The organism is Oligosphaera ethanolica (assembly GCF_030814695.1).
In the GTDB taxonomy this organism is placed as follows: Bacteria; Verrucomicrobiota; Lentisphaeria; order Oligosphaerales; family Oligosphaeraceae; genus Oligosphaera; species Oligosphaera ethanolica.
In genome coordinates this window covers 4,480,950-4,500,765 of the sequence record NZ_JAUSVL010000001.1, presented here as the reverse complement: position 1 = coordinate 4,500,765, position 19,816 = coordinate 4,480,950, and the positions used below count along the sequence as shown (strand labels likewise).

Below are 19,816 nucleotides of genomic sequence, written 5' to 3'. Positions count from 1 at the left end.
CTCGTCACCCTCCCCTGCCCGCAGAACGCTGGCGGAGACAGCGCGCCGCCAGCCGGCAACGGCCACAGGCACCCGGTGCCTCACAGCCGCGACGCGCGCCGTCTTTCGCCGGCTCCGTCGCCGCCTGCCGCAAGGCCCGAGCAACGCCGATGCTCATCAGCGCGAGCAAGCCCGCGCGCACGCCACTCTTGAGTAGTTCCCGTCTAGTCATGGACATTGATCTCCCACTGGCGCACGCGGCCATTAAGTGGCTGCAAATCAGACATATAAACACGGTCGTCATTATGTATCAGCACGTAGTTGTGTTCCGATGCGGACAAATTGGCCACCAGCACATTAAGTACGTCACCCGACGGCGCATACAGCCGCGCCTGCCGGCGCCCCTTTTCCATGGTAAGAAAACGCCCGCCACTCATGGCCGCGAAGCGTACGGGGTTACAGCAGCCCGGCAGGGGTTCCCGCGGCTCCCACGACGCGATGTAGTCGCCCGTTTCCGGATTGAGCTGTTCCAAGCGCCGCCGCCCCGGGTTGAGCACCCACAACTCGCTCTCCGGACTGACATCAAGCATGAAGGCCGCGCCGGGAACAAGCCAACCGCTTTCACCATAAGACACCCATGCGATCTCACCGGTGTCGGCCTTCACCGCATACACCCGGCGATTCTCCCGATCGCAGTGGTACTCCAGGCCGTTGATGGTCGGCGCCTGCGGCGCGGGAAAATCACGCGGCGGCGGCGTGGGCGGCGGTGGCGGCACTACCGACGTCAGCGGTGGCGGCGGCGCGGTCGCCGCCCGCCACAGCTGCCTGGCGCCGCCGGCGAGCACGAGACAGCCCAGTAGCAGCGCCGTCATTTGCAGTTTGCTCAATTTTACCATCGTCGTCCTCTGTTGGCCGCGAGTGCGGCGTCACTGGGCGCTTTGGGTCGCCAATCGGGTTTCGCGGCGGAGGTCTATGCACGCCATGGCCTTGTCATCGCGCACAAGCATCAGGCCGTCAGCCATGGCAATGGGCCCCCACGAGTCCACGCCAGACAGAACACGATGGCTGGCGATCTGCTCAAAAGCCCCCTGGCGGTAGCGGAAGACCGACAGCCGCCCGTCGTCATCAACAATCCACAGGCAGCCATCGGCCACCAGAAAAGGCCCAATGCCAAAACGCTGCTCGCGACCGGAACTGGCACTTACCGCCGGCAACTGCGCCGGGTCGGCCGCCACCAGCTGCGCCCGCAGCGCTCCGGCATCCTTCGGCTGAATCGTGAACAGCATGCCCTGGTAATATATCGGCGTCTGCTGTTCGCAGGCGGGCGCCTGCGTGGCCTTCCACTGGCCGAGTTGCCGCGTGCTCCACGCACCATCCTGCAAATCGATCTCCAGCAGCGCGGAACCGGCGCCGTAGCCGGCGGTAAGGAAGATGCGGTTGTCGGCGACCTGCACGGGCGACGGCGCCCACACGGGCGGCTGCCACTCGCGCGAAAACCACAGCAGCTCGCCCGCCTCCGAAACGCCGACCACCCCGCCAATGCCCGCATAGACATACTGGCGGACGCCGTGGAGGCGCATGGGCACCACAGAACCATGGGACATCTTCAGGCCCGGCACATTGGCCAACTGCCAGCGCACCTCGCCGCTGCGCAAGTCCCGAGCCAGCAGCAGCTGTTCCGGCCCCGCCGGCGCCAGAATGACCGCACCGTGATCGATCAGCGGGCATTGACCGGCGTACCACTGCGGCACTTCTGTGCCGTATTCGCGCACCAGGTCGCTGCCCCAGAGGAACTCGCCGCTGCTGGCGTCGGTGGCCATAACATGCGCTTGGGGGCCGAGGGTCACCACGGTGTTTGCCGCCACAGCGGGGATAGTGCGCGACTTGCCGTGGTTTCGGCGCATAGGATTGCGATAGCTGCGTCGCCAAAGCTCGCGACCATCGGCGAGCACGAAGCAGCGCAACGCGTCGGCCTCTTCCTCTTCAAGGTAATCCAGCACGTACACCCGGCCATAGGCAACCGCTGGCGCGGCATAGCCCTCGCCCAGTCTCTGCCGCCAGAGCACCCTTGGGCCGTCGGTGCCCCAGTCAGTCTGCAGCGACGGCGCCGCGGCGGCAATGTTGTCACGCGCCGGTCCGCGAAAGCCCGGCCAGGGCTCGCCATCGCTGAAGGCAATGCCGTCGTCGGCCAACAGGCGTTCGAAATGCTCGCCGATGGTTACGGCGACCGTCGCCGTCTGGCGCTGGTCGGAGTTATCCAGGCCGGGCTCGGCATAGACCAGGCCGAGGTCGGGGCTGTAGTTGACGTAGGCATGGATGCCCACGACGGCTGTCAGCAGACACAAGCCGGTAAAAATGACGAGTATGCTATGGGCAATTGTGCTCACAGGTCCCTTCGACACGCTCGCGCGTGCAGTTGCTCCAAAGCCCGGACCAAAAAAACCAGCGGGTAGAGTTCCTCGGAATACCACAGCTGCGAGAAATATAGCCCCACGGGCTCCACCGGGAGTGGCTGGCGCTCCTGCAGATACGGGCGCAGGTAGGCCACGCCGCGGCATAGCGCCTCATCGCAGCCCGGGGAGCCGGCCAGGGCCGCCAGGGCCCGCGCGGTGAAAATCAGCTTTGTGTGCGTGCCCTGCGCGGTGCCCCAGCCGCCATCGGCGCCCTGCGTCTGCAGCAAGTAGTCACGGGCGCGCGTTGTCATCGCGCTGTCCATACCGACAAGATGTTCGAGCACGACGGCCGTGCCGTAGACGGGCGCCAGCAGGTCGTCGGCCTGCTGGTCGCCAAACCACAACGGCACAAAAGAACCGTCCGCGCCCTGTTGCGCCGACAGGTAGGTCAGCAGGCGTCCACGCGAACGCGCCACGCGGCGGCGCAGCGCCACCGGCAAAGCGTCCTGCCAACAGCTCAGGGCCCGATAGGCGTGCGCGCTCAAATCCGGACAGCTGCGGTCAAAGGGCAATTTGCCCCAGCCGCGACAAAAGGTCGGGATGCCGCCATCGCGATTCTGCAAGGCCAGCAGCCACTCACAGCCACGGACGACCACCGGCGCCAGCGGCCCGCCGCCGGCGGCGACAAAATCATGGAGCGCGATGAGCGCGGCGGCGCTGTCGTCGGCATCGGGCACGGCGCCACTCAACGGCGTCCAGCCCCAGCCGCCCGGCCGCGCCGCCGTGAAGGGATGCACGTCGGCAAACTGCCGCTGGCGAATGAGTTCCGCCAGCGCCTGGCGCTCCGCCTCCGGAAGAACGCCGGCCAGCGCCCGCCCGGCCAGCGCGGTCACCCACTGATCGAGATTGCTGTCAATGGGCCACGACCCGTCGTCCCGACAGGTCCGCTCCAGAAAATTCTCCGCCGCCGCCGCCACGGGATGGCCGCCCCGCCCGGCCGCGCAGAGGCAGAGCAGGCAGAACGCCGTCAGCGGCGCGGCTTCCAAAAAGCCGCCAGACGCCGGCTGTTTGGCCGCCAAAACCCGCAGCGCCGGCGCAATCGATGGCCGCCGCAGCTGCCAGGTCAACCCGCCGTGACAGGCCTCGTGCTGCGCCAGCCCCACTGCTATCAGCGCCGGTATGGCATAGCTGACCACCTGCACATTCATCACGCTCAGCAGTCGCTGCGGCAACACCGCCAACTCAAAGGGCAGCCGCGGTATGCCCGACCAGGCTGCCCGGCCGCTGCCAAACAGGCCACTGGCCGCGCATAAGGCCAATATCGGCACGGAAAAGGTGCGGTCGCGACCATATTTGGCCAGGATGCCCGCGCGAATCGCCGCCGGCGTGACGCCGCCAAGCTGCGCCGTCAGCCACTGCGCGGCGCGTTGCGCGGCATCGGCCTGCGCCGGCGCGTTGTGTAGCGCAGCGTAGGCCAGCAGCGTCGCGGTGACATTCGCTGGCGACTCCGGGCTATCGCCCCAGCCGCCATCACCGAGCTGCGTCTGCGCCAGCCAGGCGCGCGCACGGCCGATGAGCGCGCCGTGCCGCTCGGGCGCCTTGCGGCACAGCGCCACTACGGCAGTCGCCGTCGACACCGCCGATGAGGACAGCACGCTGTGCCAGGCACCATCGTCGCCCCGGCGCACCAACAGTTTCTCCTGCCAGTGCTGGCGGTAGTCCCGCAGCTCGTCGCGCAGCTCGTGGATGCTCGCGCTATGCGTCATCTCAGAGCACCCCCATGGTCAACAGGCCATAGGTCGTATATTCGAGGTCGGCGACGTCGTCGCCCGGGCCGGCACTGAAGCCACCGCTGGCCGTGAAGGCATCGTAGAGAAAAGCCCGCGGCGAATGCGGCGGCCGGCGGTCGTAGAGCGACAGCGCGAAGCACGCCGTCGCCGTGGAAAGCAGGTCGCCCGCAGGCGCCGCCACAACGGCTGGAAAAGAACCGTCGGGCCGCTGCAGAGCCGCAAAGGCATCGAGGGCCGACGCTGCGACGGCGACGCCGCCCTGGCCATAGCGCGCCAAAACCAGCGCCGCGCTAGTGGCATTTACGCTCGCTATGGCACCACCGCGTTCGTTGCTGAACAGGCCACTGGCCAGCTGGTAGGGCCGCAGGTCGGCGACCGCCCAGGGCAGCCCGGCGTCCTGCGCCAGACTCAGCGCCAGAAATTGCGAATATGGCGACTGCGCGTCGTGATTGGGAAAACGCCCGGGATCGCCCGTGGCCAGCAGGTCGCGCGCCGCATCCCGCCAGTCCTTGGGCAGCGCCCGCGCTGCCGGCAGGAGCGCCGCCACGCCACGCAGGCCCGGCGCCACACGCAGAAAGGCCGCGAGCAGCCGCGAACGCAGCAGGCACAGCAGATGCACCAGGTCGAGCGCGCGGGGGTCTTGCCTAGCCAGCGCGGTGTCCAGCCGCCCGAGGTCAATGCGCGCGTCAAGAACACTCGCCAGCAGCAGCCCGAACATGCCGTAATAGCCGTCAGCCACGCCGGCGCGATTGACAAAACCACCATCGCCATGCTGTTGACCGGCCACAAACTCCGCCATGGCACTCAGCGCCTCCGGCGCGCAGAGCTCGCGGCCGCGTCGCAGCGCCTGATAGAGTTGTTGGGTGATGCTGTCCGGCTTGCTCATCGTCAGTCCTGTCACTCCAATGCAATTCATTTACAGCCCGCAGGGCTTTGGGTTCCCGCAACAACCACATGAATCCTTGCAACCGCCACGGGCATGTCATCGTCGCGAAACGACGGGCTACACCACGGGGCATTTCATCGCCGCGAAGCGATGGGCTACCCTACAGGGCATTTCATCGTCGCGAAACGACGGGCTACACCACGGAGCATTTCATCGCCGCGAAGCGATGGGCTACCCTACGGGGCATTTCATCGCCGCGAAGCGATGGGCTACCCTACGGGGCATTTCATCGCCGCGAAACGACGGGCTACCCTACGGGGCATTTCATCGCCGCGAAGCGGCAGAAGCGCTGAAGGCGCGAAACATACCAGCCCAGGGCCAGCGCGCTGAAAGCGCGCGCCGCCCTGGGTAAAGCGCCTCTATGTTCGTGTTCCTCGGCCTCTTCGGCCCCAGTCGGCGAAGCTGACTGGGGCCGAAGGGGCAATGGAACTCCCTTTCCTTGTTTGCTATGTCACGATCCTTTTAGGGCGGCGTGGGCAAGGTCGCCGGCGGCGGTGGCAGGAGCTTGCCGACCATGCGGAAGAGCAGGCTTTTGAGCGGCTGGCTGCTGACGCCTTCCAGCGCCGCGTAGGCATCCTCGCGTTGCGCGTCAGCGAGTTCGCGTAGGGCCCGCCGCGCATCGGCGAGCTCAACCTGCCTTTCGCGCGCGTACACGAACACAGCCGATGCCGGGTCGTCTTCCTGGTCATCAATATCGTCCTGTAGCTGATAGGCGATGCCCATGGCTTCGGAAAGTTTCTGGAAGCATTCGTGCAGGCCATCCAGCCGTCCGGCGGCCAGCGCGCCCATGGCCAAAGCGACGCGGAAAGCCGGGGCGGTCTTGAGCCGGAAAGTGTCCAGCACCATCTCCATGTTCTGAACGCCATCGCGCCATTCGAGTTCTTGCGCCTGGCCGAGCGCCAGTTCGCAGTGGCCCTCGGCGGCAATGGCGGCGAGCTGCCCGCGCAATTTTACCGGCACGGGATCACTACAGAGGAGCCGGTAGCCCTCGCCCTGCAGATAATCGCCGAGATTGATGGCCACCCCGACGCCCTGCCGGGCGTGTGCGGTCGGCTCGCCATAGCGGCTATCGTCGTTGTCCTCAATGTCGTCATGCACCAGCGAGGCCTTATGGAAGCATTCCACCGCCAGCGCGACCTGCTCCAGCCAGGGCGGTATCGCCGTGGTCTCGGCCAGCGCCAGGTAGGTCATGATGCTCAGCATGGGCCGGTAATGCTTACCGTGCTCGCACAGCGCCAGACGGGCTTCCTGCGCAAACACCCGCGCGCGATGACGGTTGAAAAGCATAGCGCGGTCGAGTCGCTCCGACGTGAACAGCGCCTGGACCTGCGCCTTGACCTCGTCGTAGCCCGGCAGCTCCATGACCTCCGCCTCGCCCAACGCCAGGGCATCGGCGAGCACGTCGTCATCGAAATCAGTGTCCTTGCAGCCGTCGTGATTCAGCGGTATGGCAATGCCCGGCACGGCATTTCTGAGCATGGCTGGAAAGGCCCGCTCCAGCGATGCCAGGCACGACACGCCAATCACCGCCTGGATCTCGCCGCTCTCGACCCACTCGGCCACCCGCGACGACGACTCGGCCACCAGCGTCACCAGGCCCAGCGCATCCGCGCGTTCACGCAAACCGGCAATGCGGCAGCGCCCGCAATCGGCGCAAATCAGCCCGAGCTCGTCGTAGCTGCCCTCGCAACGTGTGGCGTGCCGCAGGCAAAACGGCAACAGTAACAGGCGCTTCTGCACGGGAATGCGCCGGATGACATCGCGCCAGAGGATGTTGTTGATGAAGATCATGCACCAGTGGCCGTAGGCGCTGTCAACGCCCGTCGCGGCCAGAAATTCCCCCACTAGCGCACGCAGGCGGCTCAGCGGCAGGGGCGGCAACAGCTTGCGCCCAGCCAGGAACTGCTCCAAGCGCCCGCGCAGATCCCGACGCAGGCCAGGGCTTTCAGGCACACGCTGTATCACCGCTATTGTGCTGTTGTTGCTGTTCACCCGTAGGCTCCAAACCCGAAGAAGTAGTATTTTTTGGCCAGGCGGTACGCCCAGGATTTTTCCGGCAGCAGCGGCTCGGCGTGGTCGTGGCCGGGCAGCTGCGGCAAAGCCGCCAGCTCCGCCAGGGCGTCGCGGCAGGAACTGTCCTCGGCGCCCTGCTCCCGCATGAATGCCGCCAGGCCCGCCGGGTCTTTCAATAGGATGCAGCCGCGCGTACGGCCCGACACGTATTCGCGCAGGGCCGGCAGCAACCCCGGCTGCTGAAATAACGCTTCGAGGTTGCCGCCATGCTCATCGAGGCGCCCCGAACAGAATTGCACTGGCGGGCAGAACTCAATCGCGCCGCCCGGGCTAATGTGGTGGGACAGCCCCGTCGCCGCCGGACACAGCGCCCGCCCGAGGTGATCCCAGTACGCGTCGATGATCAGTATCTTCGCCGTCTGGCGCCGGTCGACGATAAAGCGCCGCAGCTCCACGATCTGCTCGGCGCTGAGCGCGTTCTCGGGCTCGGGCACGCGCCCCGCCGGCCGGTAGATGTAGTACCAGATGTAATGCACGCCGTGCTCAATGAGGAAATCCAGATAGTCGTCACTGACCAGTTCGGCAAAATTGCTGCGGGTAATGCTGGCCGACACGCCCACGAAGAGCCCCGCCCGCACCGCCTCGTCCACGCCGGCCAGCGCCCGCGCGAAGACGTCGTCGCGCCCGCGGCGCCGCCGTGATTCGTTTTCCAGGCCCTCTATGCTGATCAGCGGCGTGACATTGCCCATCGCGGCGAGCTTTTCCGCGACCTCGCGCGTCATGCCCACGCCATTGCTGAACAGCTGGAAATAAGCCCACGGATGGGCCGCCATGAACTCAAACAAGCCGTCGTGCAACAGCGGCTCGCCACCGAGGATGCCGAAGAAATTCGATCCGTAGCGACGGGCCGTAGTGACCACGCCATTGAGCTGCTCGACACTCAGGGCCTGCGCCGGCTTGGTCTGCTCCACCCAGCAGCCGCGGCACTGCAGATTGCAGCGGTTGGTCAGCGATATCATGGTGAAGGCCGGGAAAAACGGCCGGCCCTGTTTGCGCCGACGCTCAAACGCCCGCACGGCCCGCGCGCCACCCAGGGCAAAATTGAACAAGAGCTGACGCTGCACTTTCCAGGTGCAACCACTTACAATGCGTGTCAATGCCCGTATTTTCATGATGGCATGTCGTCCTTGAACAGGCGTTTCTTGACGGCATTGCGCGTACGCAGGGTGTCCATCAGCCCGCCAGGACGAGACGCCGCTGCGGGCTTCGCCGTGCCAACCGGCTCGGCACCATTGATGGGCTCTTCTGTGATCTTCGGAAACATGATCGCCCGCGCTGGACACATCCGCGCACAGGCCGGACAGTTCGTCTTGCAGGCATCCGGCTGCGTGACATGCACACCCCGCTCATCGCGGGTGTAAACCCCGAACATGCAGAAATCCACGCACTGGCCGCAATTCACGCAGCGGCCGTAATCCAGCACGGGATACCACGCAATCCAACCGTCCGCAGCAACGACGGCAGGCGACGACGGGAGAACAGTGGCAGTGGCAGTGGCAGGCAGCTCGCCCAAGCCCAGCGCAGTCGCCATGGCCGCCGGGGAATCACAGCGGGCATTGAGCAGCTGTGCCGGCACGGCGCAGCCACAGCGCGCAAAAAGCCCGCGCACGGCCCGCGGATGACAGGCCACCACCGCGTCGGCAGTGGCCAGACTCGCCAGCCGCGCTGCATCCTTGGCCGCACAGTGGCAGAGGTCGTCAAGAACCTCAATGTCGTGCCCGGCCGCGCCCGCCGCCGCCACCAGCCGAGCCAAGTTTTCCGCCGGGATATGGCCGTACTCGCGACAGGCACAAAAAGCTATCCTTGCCATAAACGCGGGGCTCCCTTCGCGTTGCATCTCAAAAAATCGGAAAGGCGCGGTACATCACGCCGCGACCAGCTATCAGACCGCTGCCGCAGTAGACAACACATAACCCAGCACTCAGTTTGCTGGCGCGGGACATCACGCAGCGGTCCGGCTTCAGACAGCTCCTGACTTGCAGTCGTTCCGGCTTCTTAAGAATATATCGCAATTAGCCCCGCCTGCACGCGAACAGCGGCTGGAGGCGTCGCGCCCACACGTGCCACGCGAACAGCGGCCAGAGTAGCAGCGGCTTCCAGCCGCTGCCGGACAGGCCCCGCGGCGGCCCGAAAACAACAACCGAAGTCGGTGCCAAATTCTCACGCCACACGTGCCACGCGAACAGCGGCTGGAAGCCGCTGCTACTTTGAAGCCGCTGCCGGACAGGCCCCGCGCACTCATCTCCTGGTCGTGAGAGCGAGCTTGTAGTCCGCCCCGTCAGATGACACCATCAGGCGGAGCCAAGCGTGTCCGTTTCCCCGGCCGCGAAGCGGCAAGCGCCCTGGAGGGGCGCGGTCATCGTAACCCAGGGCAAGCGACGCCAAAGGCGGAGCGCCGCCCTGGGTAGAGCGCCAGTATTGTTCGTGTTCCTCGGCCTCTTTGGCCCCAGTCGGCGAAGCTGACTGGGGCCAAAGAGGCAATGGAACTCATTGATTGCTGCGGCAACTTTGCGCTGTGCCCCTTCGTCGCAGGTCTTTTAGGTCGCCCCTACAGGGCTCCTTTCGGATAGGGCACCTTACCCAGGGCGACGCGCCCTGCGGGCGCTTGCCCTGGGCTATCTTAGGGCGCACCTTCGGTGCTCAAAACCTCGGCGAATGATCTTGTGCATGGTTACCAATCAGCTCATCGCCGGCGATTGCCGCATGCAAGGTGAAGGGTATTGCTCCTATGAAATCCGCTGCCTGGTTAGCCACCCATGGGTAATGGCTGGGCGGCGGTTGCCCGTGGGTTTCCTGCAAATTGTCCCCGGTGTTTTCCCCGCCGGGGTGGTTACTCCTATGAAACACGCTGCCGCAAAGGTCGGCGGAAATCAAGGTCGGATGGTTGGGCGGCGACTGCCCGTGGGTTTCCTGCAAATTGTCCCCGGTGTTTTCCCCGCCGGGGTGGTTACTGACCGATTACGTCTCGCGGCCGTGGAGTGGGCGTCTCGCCCACTCCGACAAGACGGCTCATTAAACCGTCCTCGTCATCCACGCCGACCGTACCCGGCCCGTCTCCCCTGCCGCACGAGCCGTGCGCACAGCGGCTGGAAGCCGCTGCTACCTTGGAGCCGCTGCCGGACAGGCCCCGCAGCGGCCCGAAAACAACTACCGAAGTCGGTGCCAAATTCTCACGCCAACACGTACCACGCGAACAGCGGCTGGAAGCCGCTGCTACCTTGGGGCCGCTCATTCTTCCCGCAGGCCGAGGCGCTGCTACCTTGGGGCGGCAGCTACTCGGTATCGCAAGCGTCTTCCGCCCCGCATCTCCCCGCGTCAGGCCTTGATCTTCACCTCGGCGTTTTTCTCGGCAGACTTATAGAGCGCGTTGATGATTTCCATGATGAGCACGCATTCGTCGGGTCGGGCGATGGGTTCTTTGTTCTTGCGGATGCACTCGGTGTAGTGCAGGCATTCGGCCATGCCCCAGCCGGTTTCGGGCTTGAGTTTCGGCTTGCTGTCCAGCGGCGTGCCATTGAAGTCTTGGAAGATAGTGACCTGTCCGCGCTCGATTTTGAGTCCGGCCTTGGTGCCATAGAGTTCGACGTAGCTGTATTCGCTGTCGATATTCGACGCCCAGCTGAATTCCAGGTCGAGGGTGCAGCCATTGTCATAGCGAACGAAGCCCACGGCAAGGTCCTCGACATCGTAGGTGCCGGTATAGCCGCTGGCCTTGGGATTGAACGCCTGCCCGTCGGCAAACTTGCTGTAGGTCTGACCGCTGACCGTGACCGGCTTCGGGAAGCCCATGATGTAGTTCGACACGTCAATGAAATGCACGCCGAGGTCGATCAGCGGCCCGCCGCCCGACTGCGCTTTGGTCGTGAACCAGCCGCCCTTGCCCGGGATGCCACGACGGCGTTTCCAGCCGCACTTGGCGTGATAGATCTCGCCGAGTGACCCGGCGTCTACAAACGCTTTGGCGAATTGCGCCCAGTTCGTGAAGCGGTTGTTGAGGCCAATCATGAGCTTCTTGCCCGATTTGTCCCGCGCAGCGACCATCGAGCGCACCAGCGCCGGCGTGAGTGACGCCGGCTTCTCGCAGTGGACATGGCAGCCGGCCTGCAGCGCCGCGATAGTCGCCGGCGCGTGCACGTGATTGGGCGTCGCCACGCTCACCAGGTCCAGCTTCTCCTCGCGCAGCATCTCGTTGTAGTCCGTGTAGGCCGCCTCCACATTGAAACGGTCGGCCGCCTGGTTGGCCTTTTCCGCGATGATATCGCAGACCGCGATGATCTCCACGTCGGGATTCTGCGCGTAGGACGTAAGGTGCTTGCCCTGCCCGGCGCCGCCGGTGCCAATGATGCCGTAACGAAGCTTTGCCATGATCGCATTCCTTTGCTTTTGTTGACGCGATGACGCACAATCAAAAACGCCCGATCGAGGACTTCGACCGGGCGCAGTAGGGTAACTCGTTATTCAGTGAGGGCCGTGCCTTCGGCGACCATCAGGGCGCTGACGCGCTTGGCGAAGGCCAGCGGGTCTTCCAGCGGCAGCTGCGCGGTGAGCAGCGCCTCGTCGTAGAGCATGGCGGTGTAATCAGCCAGCTTGGGATGCTTGGCGTCCTTCGCATGCAGCTTGCGCATGGTGGCGATCAGCGGATGGTCGCCATTGACCTCGAAGATGCGCCGCGCCGGCGGCACGTCCTGGTTCATGGCCTTCATGATCTTTTCCATGTTGATGCCCATGCCCCACTCGTCGCTCACCAGACAGCAGGCACTCTCGGTCAGGCGCTTGGACAGGCGCACTTCCTTGACCTTCTCGCCCAGGAGCTCTTTAATCGCGGCCAGCAGGCCTTCGTTCTCCTTGGTGGCTTCTTTGCGATTCTCTTCATGTTCCTTCTTTTCGTCCTCGCTGTCCAGATCGACATCGCCTTTGGCGATGGAGCGCAGCTTTTTGTCCTTGTAGCTGGTGACGTCTTGCGCGACCCACTCGTCGATGGGGTCGGTGAAGAACAGCACTTCAAAGCCCTTGCTGTTGAAGGCCTCCAGCTGCGGGGCATTCATCGCGGCCTTGCGGTTTTCGGCCGTGATGTAGTAGATTTCCTTCTGGCTTTCGGGCATGCGGGTGACATATTCGGCCAGCGTCGTCTTCTTGCCCTCGTCGGTCTTCGAACTATCGAAGAGCATCAGGTCCTGTATGCGCTCGGCATTTTCGAAGTCGGTGTGGATGCCTTCCTTGACGATCATACCGAAGCTCTTCCAGAATTCCGCGTAGTTCTCGGCGTTCTTTTCCTTCATGTCGGCGAGGGTGTCGAGGACCTTCTTCACCAGGTTCTTCTGGATCATCTTGAGGGTGCGCGCTTCCTGCAGGAGTTCGCGAGAGACATTCAGCGGCAGATCAGAGGAATCGACCACGCCGCGCAGGAAACGCAGGTAGCTGGGCACGAGCTCCTCGCATTTGTCGGTGATGAACACCCGCCGCACATACAGCTGCACGCCGCGCTCGCGCTGGTCGGGCATGAACATCTCAAAGAGGGGCTTCTTGGGCAGGTACAGTAGCGCAGAAAATTCCGTCTGGCCCTCGACCTTCCAGTGAATGGTCTCCAACGGCTCCTGGAAGTCGTGGCTGATGTGCTTGTAGAATTCCGCGTAGTCCTCGGGCTTGATCTCGTTCTTGGGGCGCTGCCAGATGGCCTTGCGCGAGTTCAGCGTCTCTTCCGTAATGGTCACTGTCGGCTCCTCGCCCTCAATGACCTTGCCGTCCTTGTCGCGCTTGGGCTCTTCCCGGCGAATGTCCATGCAGATGGGATGCTCCACAAAATCGGAAAAGTGCGTCACGGTCTTGCGGATCTTCCACTCGTCGAGAAATTCCTCGTGCTCGGCACCGAGGTGCAAAATGACGTCCGTGCCGCGCTTTTCGCGGGTGCAGGGCTCTATAGTGTAGAAGCCGTCGCCCTTGGACTGCCATTTGCTGGCGCTGGCCGCGTCGCCCGCGCGGCGGGTGATGACCGTCACCTCGTCGGCGACCATGAACGCCGCGTAGAAGCCCACGCCGAACTGGCCGATCAGCTCCGGCGGCAGATTCTCCTTGTTGCTCTGCAACTGCTCCAGGAAGCGCTTGGTGCCCGAACTGGCGATGGTGCCAATGTTGGCCTCGACCTCCTCGGCACTCATGCCAATGCCATTGTCGGTGATGGTGAGGGTCTTGGCGTCCTTGTCCGCCGTGATCTTGATCTTCCACTCGGCGTCATTCTCCAACACGCCCTCGTCCTTGAGCGCCTCAAACCGCGCGCGGTCAATCGCATCCGACGCATTGGATATCAATTCGCGCAGGAAAATCTCTTTGTTGGAATACAACGAATGAATGACCAAATCAAGAAGTTTCTGGACTTCCGTCTTGAACTGACGTTTCTCTGACATTGTCTACAATCCTCCAATACAAATACTTACTACCTATGCGACCCCGACAGGGGCCGACTACCAAAAAAGACAAAGCGACAACAGCCGGGCACTCGCGCCCCCGGCTGTTTTTGCGCGGCACCGGCGCTTTGACAGCGCCCGCCGCCGGAAGTTGCCACCCGCGCTCTGTGGCGCGCGTGGCTCTTAGAAATCCAGATCAAGTTTGACCTTCGGAAAGGCCGTGAGGTGGAACATGATCATCGCCTGGAAGTCGCTGTTGTCCCAGCCCACGCCCAACGACATCACCCAGCAGTGCAGCTGCCGCCGCAGGGTGTAGAAGTGCTCCGACAGGCGGTTTTCCTCAAAATCATACTCGGCGTGGATATTCACGGACGTGAGCGCGTTGATCGGCACATTTAGGTCGCCGGCAGCGATATCTGAGGTCTCGAACATCTTCTTGATGTACGAGCTCTCGCCAGTAAGATCGACCAGGCTGCTGCCCATGGACCAGGCCGAGCGCGACAGGTGGTCGTTGCGGTAAATGTAGCGCAGGCTCAAATTGAGCCGCTCTTCTTCGCCCAGGCGCGTGCCCAGCTCGCCGCGATGAATCTCGCCCTCGCCCATGTCATGCAACAGCACGCCCCAGAAACGCAGATCGCGCCGCGGCATCACGTCCAGGCGATTGCCCAGATCGCCACCGTAGCGGCCGGATTCCTCGCCGCGGTCAAAATGCACATCCGCGTAACTCTGCCAGCGCAAGACGCTGACCACACCGCCGTCCCGCCGCGTGTTCAGGCGTTGATCCAAACCCAGCCGCAGGAAATTCTGCTTCTCCAGCCGGTCAATCTCGTCGAAGAAGTATATGAAATCACGGTCCTCGGTGGGCGTCGACGCGTAGGTGTAATTCACGTATGGCTCGACGACGTGCCGCAGGTCCTGGATGGACAGCGCCGGCAAGGCCAGGTCAAGCCAATCGCTGCTCATGCTCGTACGCGCTTCAATGCCGGTTTCGAAGGCGAAACGGGTAATCTCGCCGCCATCGTCGTCGTAATTGCGTATGGCGTTGATGGCAAACACGTTGTCGGGATTATCCACGGCAAGATTGTTGGCGATGTCATTGCCCGTCACCCGCGTCTTGCTGCTCTGGTTGTAGTAGGTGGCGCGGGCGCCGGCGCGCGGCGTAACAGTCACGCGGTCGCGAAGCTCGAAGGGCAGGTAGATAAAGTGCACCGTGTCCGCACGCATGCTCCGGTAGTCGTCCAGATCGCCATGCTGCGCGGGATCAAAGACGCCCAATGGCAGCAGCTGGTCGCGGCCGAGCGCGAAATTGCGCCATTTCATGGAGTGATAGCCGGCCTTGGTTTCACTCTGGTACATCAACGGCAACACCCCGAGCCGCACGCGCGGAATGTCCAAACGAATCTCCGGCAGGGTCTCCGACACGGTATAGAACTCGTTGAGGCGCGGCCGCAGCGCGATGCCGACGCTGTACCAGCGTTCGTCGTAACTCACATCCAAGTAGGACTTCGGCTGCTCGTAGCGCCGATAGTCGCGCCGGAACCAGTCTTCGAGCATCTCAATGTCGCTAAGCAGATCAAGATTCAGGCGCAGGCTCAGCTTAGCGGACAGGCGCTCGCGATGGTAGTAGTTGACGCGGTAGCGGTCGTCCTTGCTCTCAAAACGGCGGTTGAAGCCGTCGCTGGTCTCGGGCGTGTCGGTGTCATGCAGGCCGTAAGCCGTCAAATCCACATCGCGGCGCTCGTTGCTTTGCTCGTAATCCGCGCCGAGGCCGACGCCGCGTTTGCTCATCACGTCCACATAGGCCTTGGCGCTGTGGTCGTCGCCGAGCTTCCATACCCGCCCGACCTGCAGATAGGCGCCGCGTTTGCCCGAATAGCCCGGCTTGAGAATGTAGCCGAACTGGTTGGCATTGGTGCTCCCCCACAAAAAGGGCAGATAGAACACCGGCACGCGCCCAAAACGCAAAACGACATTCTTAGCGAAAAAGCGGTTGTCCGCGCGATGGCCGATCGAACTGGCAGACAGACGATAATGCGGCTCCGGACAATCGCAGGTGGACAGCCAGGCGTTGTGCAGGGTCTGATTGCCGTCCGCGCTGTTTTCACCACCATCGCCACCGCTGTGCCACACCGAGCCGTCCAGCCGATAGGGCCCGAACGAAAAGGCGCGTGTCTTGAAGTTGCCCTTGACGGCCGGTGCCCGCCATTGCCCGCCGTCCTTGAGGTCGATGACCACATTGCCCGTCGCCGTAAAATCCTCCGTCTCTTGATTGACGGCGACGTCGTCGGCAGTCATGGTCAGGTTGCCGTAGATGATGCGCACATTGCCGCGGGCGCGAGCCTCGCCCGTCTGCTGCGAATGCTCAACCGTGTCGGCCTCAATCTGCATCTGGCTGGTGTCGCCAAGGATCTCCTCGACCTGCGCCAACAAGGACGGCGTGAACGCAAACATGAGCAGGACGGCGACTACCAAACCGGCAAAGACGACGCGGTGTTTCATGGGTGGCCTCTTCTATCGCGGTGAGCAAAACTGCGAATCAGATCGGTGGCGGCTTAGCGGCTAGTGCCTGCGGGTCATTCCTGCTCAGCACGCTCTTCGTCCTGCCGCGCCAACTGATGCGGCGGCAGCGGCGCCGGCGTTGCCCCCGGACGCACGGGCGGCAGCGGCGCGCCGCCTTGATAGATGACTTTGCGCTTGTCCCAGAGCTCTTCCAGGCAGTAGTAACGCCGCAAATCCGGCATGAGGATGTGCACCATGATCACGCCGTAGTCCATCACGATCCACTGGCTGTCATGGCCGCCATCGCGACCACGCGCCGCCAAGCCCTGATCCTGCATCGCCAGCCGGATGTGCTCCGCCAAAGCCCGCACATGCGGCATTGACGTACCGCTGCAAACGACATAAAAATCCGCCAGAATCGACTGCTCGCGGACGTCGAAGAGCAGGATGTCAGCGGCTTTGCGTTCTTCACATACCGTCACGCAATGGCGCGCAATGGCTTCGGCATCGAGATTCGGCGGCAACTGGTCTGTCATGTTTTCTCCTCTGGGATGGTACGCTGCGGTCTAGGCGTCACGGCCGGCCACGCCGGGGCTGCGCGATCAATCACTGGGCGGGCGAGGCCGACTGATATAAATGATGTTCGACAATGTATTTCCACACCGGCACCGGCAGAGCCTGCTCCAGGTCCTCGCCACGAGCACAGGCCGCGCGAATCGCCGACGACGAGAGCTCGCTGAGCACAATGTCGTCGCCGGACAGCACCGACCCGAACAACTTCATGGCATTGCGCTCGCCAAAAGCCTGCGCCAAGGTCGTGTAGGCCGGCGGCATGACCCCCGGACGGGGATAAATGATGAACTTGAAATGCTGCACCAGCTCGGACGCACGATGCCACTCCGGCAGGTGCCGCAAACTGTCCATGCCCATGATGAAACAAATCTCGCAATCAGGATAAATCTTGCGCAAGATCGTCATGGTGTCGTAGGTGTACGAGAACTCCTCCGCACGCTGCAGCTCGATATCCGAATAACTGAAGTCCACAAAGGGCTCCAACGCCAGCTTGAGCATCGCCAGGCGGTCCAACGCCGGACTCAGCGCCCCCTCGGCTTTATGCGGCGGCCGGAAAGCCGGCACAAACAGCACCTCGTCGGCCTGACCCAACTCAATGATCCGCCTGGCTAACTGCAAATGGCCATTGTGAATGGGATCGAATGACCCGCCAAATACCGCCAGGCGTTGCGAACGGGCGAAGGGCAAGTCGCCATTGGGCCCTACCCCAGTGGGGCTGACAAAAGGATCCGCGCTCAAAATGGAACTCCGGAAGCTACAGGTTATATTGCATGCTTTGCGCTAAAAGTTGGCTCGTGAATGCGGCTTACTATACCGTTTCGATCGCAAATCTCAACGCTGGCAACACGCACAGAACCATTTGCCGCCATGCCAACGCCACGCAAACTCGAGTTGTGAGACCAAAACCGCCTTGAACGGACGAAGAATGGCAGTCTATGCTCATCGCTATCATCGGTGACATCCACGGCAATGTCGACGCCCTGTGGGCCACCCTCGATGTCATCGACCGCCTCGCGGTCGATGACATCATCTGCGCCGGCGACGTCGTCGGCTACGGCGGCGCCCCCAGCGAATGCATCGACCTCATCCGCGGCCGCGCCATCCGCAGCGTCAAGGGCAACCACGACGCCTACGCCGTCCACCCCGAAAATATGACCGCAGCCGTCCGCGAAGAGGCCGCCAATGTCATCAGCTGGACCCGCAGCGCCCTCACTGTCGAACAACTCGAATGGCTGGACGCCCTGCCCGCATCACTCGACGGCGATGACTTCCAGGTCACCCACGCCTCCAACCAGCCCTTCCCCGAATGGCATTACATCCTCTCGCCACGCCGCGCCGCCATGCACTTCCTCTTCCAGAAAAAGCCCCTTAGCTTCACCGCCCACAGCCACGTGCCGCTCCTCGGCATGCACCAACCCGGACACCATCTCACCCTCGAACTCTTCCGCAACCTCATCATCCCCACCAATGTGTCCGTCATGGTCGGCGTCGGCGCCGTCGGCCAACCCCGCGACCAGGATCCCCGCGCCAGCGCCATGCTCTACGATACCGACAAACGCAGCGTCAGCATCCTCCGCGTTAAATACGACGTCGTCGCCGCCCAAAACCGCATCCGCGAAGCCGGCCTCCCCGAATCCCTCGCCAGCCGCCTCGAATGGGGACAGTAGAAGAAGTTGACGACTATGGTGTGGGCAGGGAAGATTGAGGGGAAGATTGAGGGGAAGATTGAGGGGACTTATGGGACGTAGAGGACCTAGGGGACGTATGTTTTCGGCGCCCCATCCGTCCCCTTCCTATCGTCCCATTCGTCCCATTCGTCCCCTGCACATAGGTCCTATAGGTCCTCTATGTCCCATACGTCCTATCATACCTCCCCTGCCCCCCCCACGTCCCACACGTCCCCTGCCAACCACCCCTACGTCCTCTACGTCCTATCATTCCCCCCCTACTCTTCGACTTTTCTCGTTCCGCGGCAGTCGGGGTAGCTGGAGCAGCCCCAAAAAGGCTTGCCGACATTGGCGCCTTGACGAGCCGTGCGCCGCCTCATGGGCTTGCCGCAAAGCGGGCAAGCCGGCAGCATGGCGGACTGCGCTTCGCCGCGTGCCTCGAGCCGAGCGTGGGTCATGCGTTCACGAATACCGCCTTCGCTAAGAAATGCCTGTTCCAGCTCGCGGATCTGCTGATCAAGCAAGTACCCGGCCTGGGCGCAGAGACAGACCATCACGTTGCCAACGATCTCCGGATCATTGCTTTCGATATATGGCTGATAACTCTCGTAGGTGGCCTGCTCGTGACCCAAAGCCCGTATGGCCAGCATGCGCGCGTCCTCCTTGTGCCAAATTGGCAACTGGTGTAGCCGCAAGAAGTCCTTGAAATCCTCGTGCAATTCGCCGATACTGGCCCGAGCAACTTTGGTTAAATGGATTTCTGTCTTCTTCGAGGTGGCCGATGCCAGGCTGCCCTCCACAATATTCTGCTTACCAGAACGCGCCGACTGCTCCATCTGGTCGCGCGTGCGTGAGCCCATGCGCACCCACTTCCCCGCCAGGTAGTAGGTCGCGATGAAGATAATCAGCGACTTCTGGTAGCTGTGCAACGCCTCATAACCGCCATGCGGCGGAATAAACCCCTGATTCATGGAATTCCTCCCTCGCTGTATAGGCTGTGAGCGATAACGCCGGATGTGAATGGGTGGTTGGGGACGGTGGATGGGACGTATAGGACGTGTAAGACCTAGGGGACGTAGGGAAAGTTGCAGGAAAAGAATAGATTGTTGCAAAAAAAGAATTTGAAGTTGCAGGGGACGAATAGGACGTATAGGACCTAGGGGAAGTATGGGTGGTGGCAGGGGACGAATAGGACGTATAGGACCTAGGGGACGTATGGGTGGTGGCAGGGGACGAATAGGACGTATAGGACCTAGGGGACGTATGGGTGGTGGCAGGGGACGAATAGGACGTATAGGACCTAGGGGACGTATGGGTGGTGGCAGGGGACGAATAGGACGTATAGGACCTAGGGGACGTATGGGTGGTGGCAGGGGACGAATAGGACGTATGGGACCTAGGGGACGTATGGGTGGTGGCAGGGGACGAATAGGACGTATGGGACCTAGGGGACGTATGTTTTTGGCGCATCATCTGCCCCATCTGCCCCATCTGC

The 19,816-nt window shown here is 62.9% G+C and carries 16 protein-coding genes; 1 reads left to right on the top strand and 15 read right to left on the bottom strand.

The genetic code is table 11. From position 1 onward, the window contains the following. Positions 1–4 precede the first annotated feature (4 nt). From J3R75_RS15815 to nadD, 14 genes are all read right to left on the bottom strand, one after another. Complete coding sequence (locus J3R75_RS15815; RefSeq protein ID WP_307263531.1) at positions 5–211, bottom strand: hypothetical protein; 207 nt, start codon at positions 209–211, stop codon at positions 5–7. Next, positions 204–875 carry a hypothetical protein gene (locus J3R75_RS15810; protein WP_307263528.1) on the bottom strand — a complete coding sequence of 224 codons (672 nt, stop codon included), beginning with the start codon at positions 873–875 and terminating at the stop codon, positions 204–206. The genes J3R75_RS15815 and J3R75_RS15810 overlap by 8 nt, the downstream gene beginning before the upstream one ends. A gap of 30 nt (positions 876–905) precedes the next feature. After that, positions 906–2,366 carry an outer membrane protein assembly factor BamB family protein gene (locus tag J3R75_RS15805; protein WP_307263525.1) on the bottom strand — a complete coding sequence of 487 codons (1,461 nt, stop codon included), beginning with the start codon at positions 2,364–2,366 and terminating at the stop codon, positions 906–908. Next, positions 2,363–4,138, bottom strand: coding sequence for a prenyltransferase/squalene oxidase repeat-containing protein (locus J3R75_RS15800; RefSeq protein ID WP_307263521.1), 1,776 nt, complete (start codon positions 4,136–4,138; stop codon positions 2,363–2,365). The genes J3R75_RS15805 and J3R75_RS15800 overlap by 4 nt, the downstream gene beginning before the upstream one ends. Position 4,139: 1 nt before the next feature. Continuing rightward, complete coding sequence (locus J3R75_RS15795) at positions 4,140–5,048, bottom strand: hypothetical protein (RefSeq protein WP_307263519.1); 909 nt, start codon at positions 5,046–5,048, stop codon at positions 4,140–4,142. Positions 5,049–5,570: 522 nt separating this feature from the next. Beyond that, positions 5,571–7,100: a polyprenyl synthetase family protein gene (locus J3R75_RS15790; protein ID WP_307263516.1), complete on the bottom strand. Its 1,530-nt coding sequence runs from the start codon at positions 7,098–7,100 to the stop codon at positions 5,571–5,573. After that, the gene (locus J3R75_RS15785; protein WP_307263513.1) at positions 7,097–8,293 is read right to left on the bottom strand and encodes a radical SAM protein; all 1,197 of its coding nucleotides are present in this window, start codon (positions 8,291–8,293) and stop codon (positions 7,097–7,099) included. The genes J3R75_RS15790 and J3R75_RS15785 overlap by 4 nt, the downstream gene beginning before the upstream one ends. Next, entirely contained in the window at positions 8,290–8,991 is a 702-nt protein-coding gene (locus J3R75_RS15780) for a hypothetical protein (RefSeq protein ID WP_307263511.1), read from the bottom strand. Before J3R75_RS15780 ends, J3R75_RS15785 begins: the two co-directional genes overlap by 4 nt. A gap of 830 nt (positions 8,992–9,821) precedes the next feature. Then, positions 9,822–10,097, bottom strand: a complete 276-nt coding sequence (locus J3R75_RS15775; protein WP_307263507.1) for a hypothetical protein — start codon at positions 10,095–10,097, stop codon at positions 9,822–9,824. A 399-nt stretch (positions 10,098–10,496) separates the two neighbouring features. Continuing rightward, positions 10,497–11,546 carry a Gfo/Idh/MocA family protein gene (locus tag J3R75_RS15770; RefSeq protein WP_307263504.1) on the bottom strand — a complete coding sequence of 350 codons (1,050 nt, stop codon included), beginning with the start codon at positions 11,544–11,546 and terminating at the stop codon, positions 10,497–10,499. An 89-nt stretch (positions 11,547–11,635) separates the two neighbouring features. Continuing rightward, on the bottom strand, positions 11,636–13,582 hold the full coding sequence (htpG, locus tag J3R75_RS15765; RefSeq protein ID WP_307263500.1) for a molecular chaperone HtpG: 1,947 nt from the start codon (positions 13,580–13,582) through the stop codon (positions 11,636–11,638). A gap of 183 nt (positions 13,583–13,765) precedes the next feature. Further along, positions 13,766–16,081 (bottom strand): LPS-assembly protein LptD, encoded by a 2,316-nt coding sequence (locus J3R75_RS15760; protein ID WP_307263497.1) that lies wholly within the window; start codon positions 16,079–16,081, stop codon positions 13,766–13,768. A 74-nt stretch (positions 16,082–16,155) separates the two neighbouring features. Next, entirely contained in the window at positions 16,156–16,617 is a 462-nt protein-coding gene (rsfS, locus tag J3R75_RS15755; RefSeq protein WP_307263494.1) for a ribosome silencing factor, read from the bottom strand. Between the two features lie 70 nt (positions 16,618–16,687). After that, a complete protein-coding gene (gene nadD / locus J3R75_RS15750) occupies positions 16,688–17,392 on the bottom strand; it encodes a nicotinate (nicotinamide) nucleotide adenylyltransferase (RefSeq protein ID WP_307263492.1) in 705 nt (234 codons plus the stop codon). 197 nt (positions 17,393–17,589) lie between these two features. On the opposite strand from nadD, the gene J3R75_RS15745 reads away from it, so the two are divergent. Further along, positions 17,590–18,321 (top strand): metallophosphoesterase family protein, encoded by a 732-nt coding sequence (locus J3R75_RS15745; RefSeq protein ID WP_307263490.1) that lies wholly within the window; start codon positions 17,590–17,592, stop codon positions 18,319–18,321. Positions 18,322–18,599: 278 nt separating this feature from the next. Here J3R75_RS15745 and J3R75_RS15740 read toward each other — a convergent pair whose 3' ends face one another. Then, positions 18,600–19,292 (bottom strand): four helix bundle suffix domain-containing protein, encoded by a 693-nt coding sequence (locus J3R75_RS15740; RefSeq protein WP_307263487.1) that lies wholly within the window; start codon positions 19,290–19,292, stop codon positions 18,600–18,602. Between the last annotated feature and the right edge of the window lie 524 nt (positions 19,293–19,816).

Excerpts from the sequence above, each read along its gene's own strand:
- J3R75_RS15815 (WP_307263531.1), bottom strand. The coding sequence starts at position 211 with ATGACTAGACGGGAACTACTCAAGAGTGGCGTGCGCGCGGGCTTGCTC.
- J3R75_RS15810 (WP_307263528.1), bottom strand. The coding sequence starts at position 875 with ATGGTAAAATTGAGCAAACTGCAAATGACGGCGCTGCTACTGGGCTGT.
- J3R75_RS15800 (WP_307263521.1), bottom strand. The coding sequence starts at position 4,138 with ATGACGCATAGCGCGAGCATCCACGAGCTGCGCGACGAGCTGCGGGAC.
- J3R75_RS15795 (WP_307263519.1), bottom strand. The coding sequence starts at position 5,048 with ATGAGCAAGCCGGACAGCATCACCCAACAACTCTATCAGGCGCTGCGA.
- J3R75_RS15785 (WP_307263513.1), bottom strand. The coding sequence starts at position 8,293 with ATGAAAATACGGGCATTGACACGCATTGTAAGTGGTTGCACCTGGAAA.
- J3R75_RS15780 (WP_307263511.1), bottom strand. The coding sequence starts at position 8,991 with ATGGCAAGGATAGCTTTTTGTGCCTGTCGCGAGTACGGCCATATCCCG.
- J3R75_RS15770 (WP_307263504.1), bottom strand. The coding sequence starts at position 11,546 with ATGGCAAAGCTTCGTTACGGCATCATTGGCACCGGCGGCGCCGGGCAG.
- htpG (WP_307263500.1), bottom strand. The coding sequence starts at position 13,582 with ATGTCAGAGAAACGTCAGTTCAAGACGGAAGTCCAGAAACTTCTTGAT.
- J3R75_RS15760 (WP_307263497.1), bottom strand. The coding sequence starts at position 16,081 with ATGAAACACCGCGTCGTCTTTGCCGGTTTGGTAGTCGCCGTCCTGCTC.
- rsfS (WP_307263494.1), bottom strand. The coding sequence starts at position 16,617 with ATGACAGACCAGTTGCCGCCGAATCTCGATGCCGAAGCCATTGCGCGC.
- J3R75_RS15745 (WP_307263490.1), top strand. The coding sequence starts at position 17,590 with ATGCTCATCGCTATCATCGGTGACATCCACGGCAATGTCGACGCCCTG.
- J3R75_RS15740 (WP_307263487.1), bottom strand. The coding sequence starts at position 19,292 with ATGAATCAGGGGTTTATTCCGCCGCATGGCGGTTATGAGGCGTTGCAC.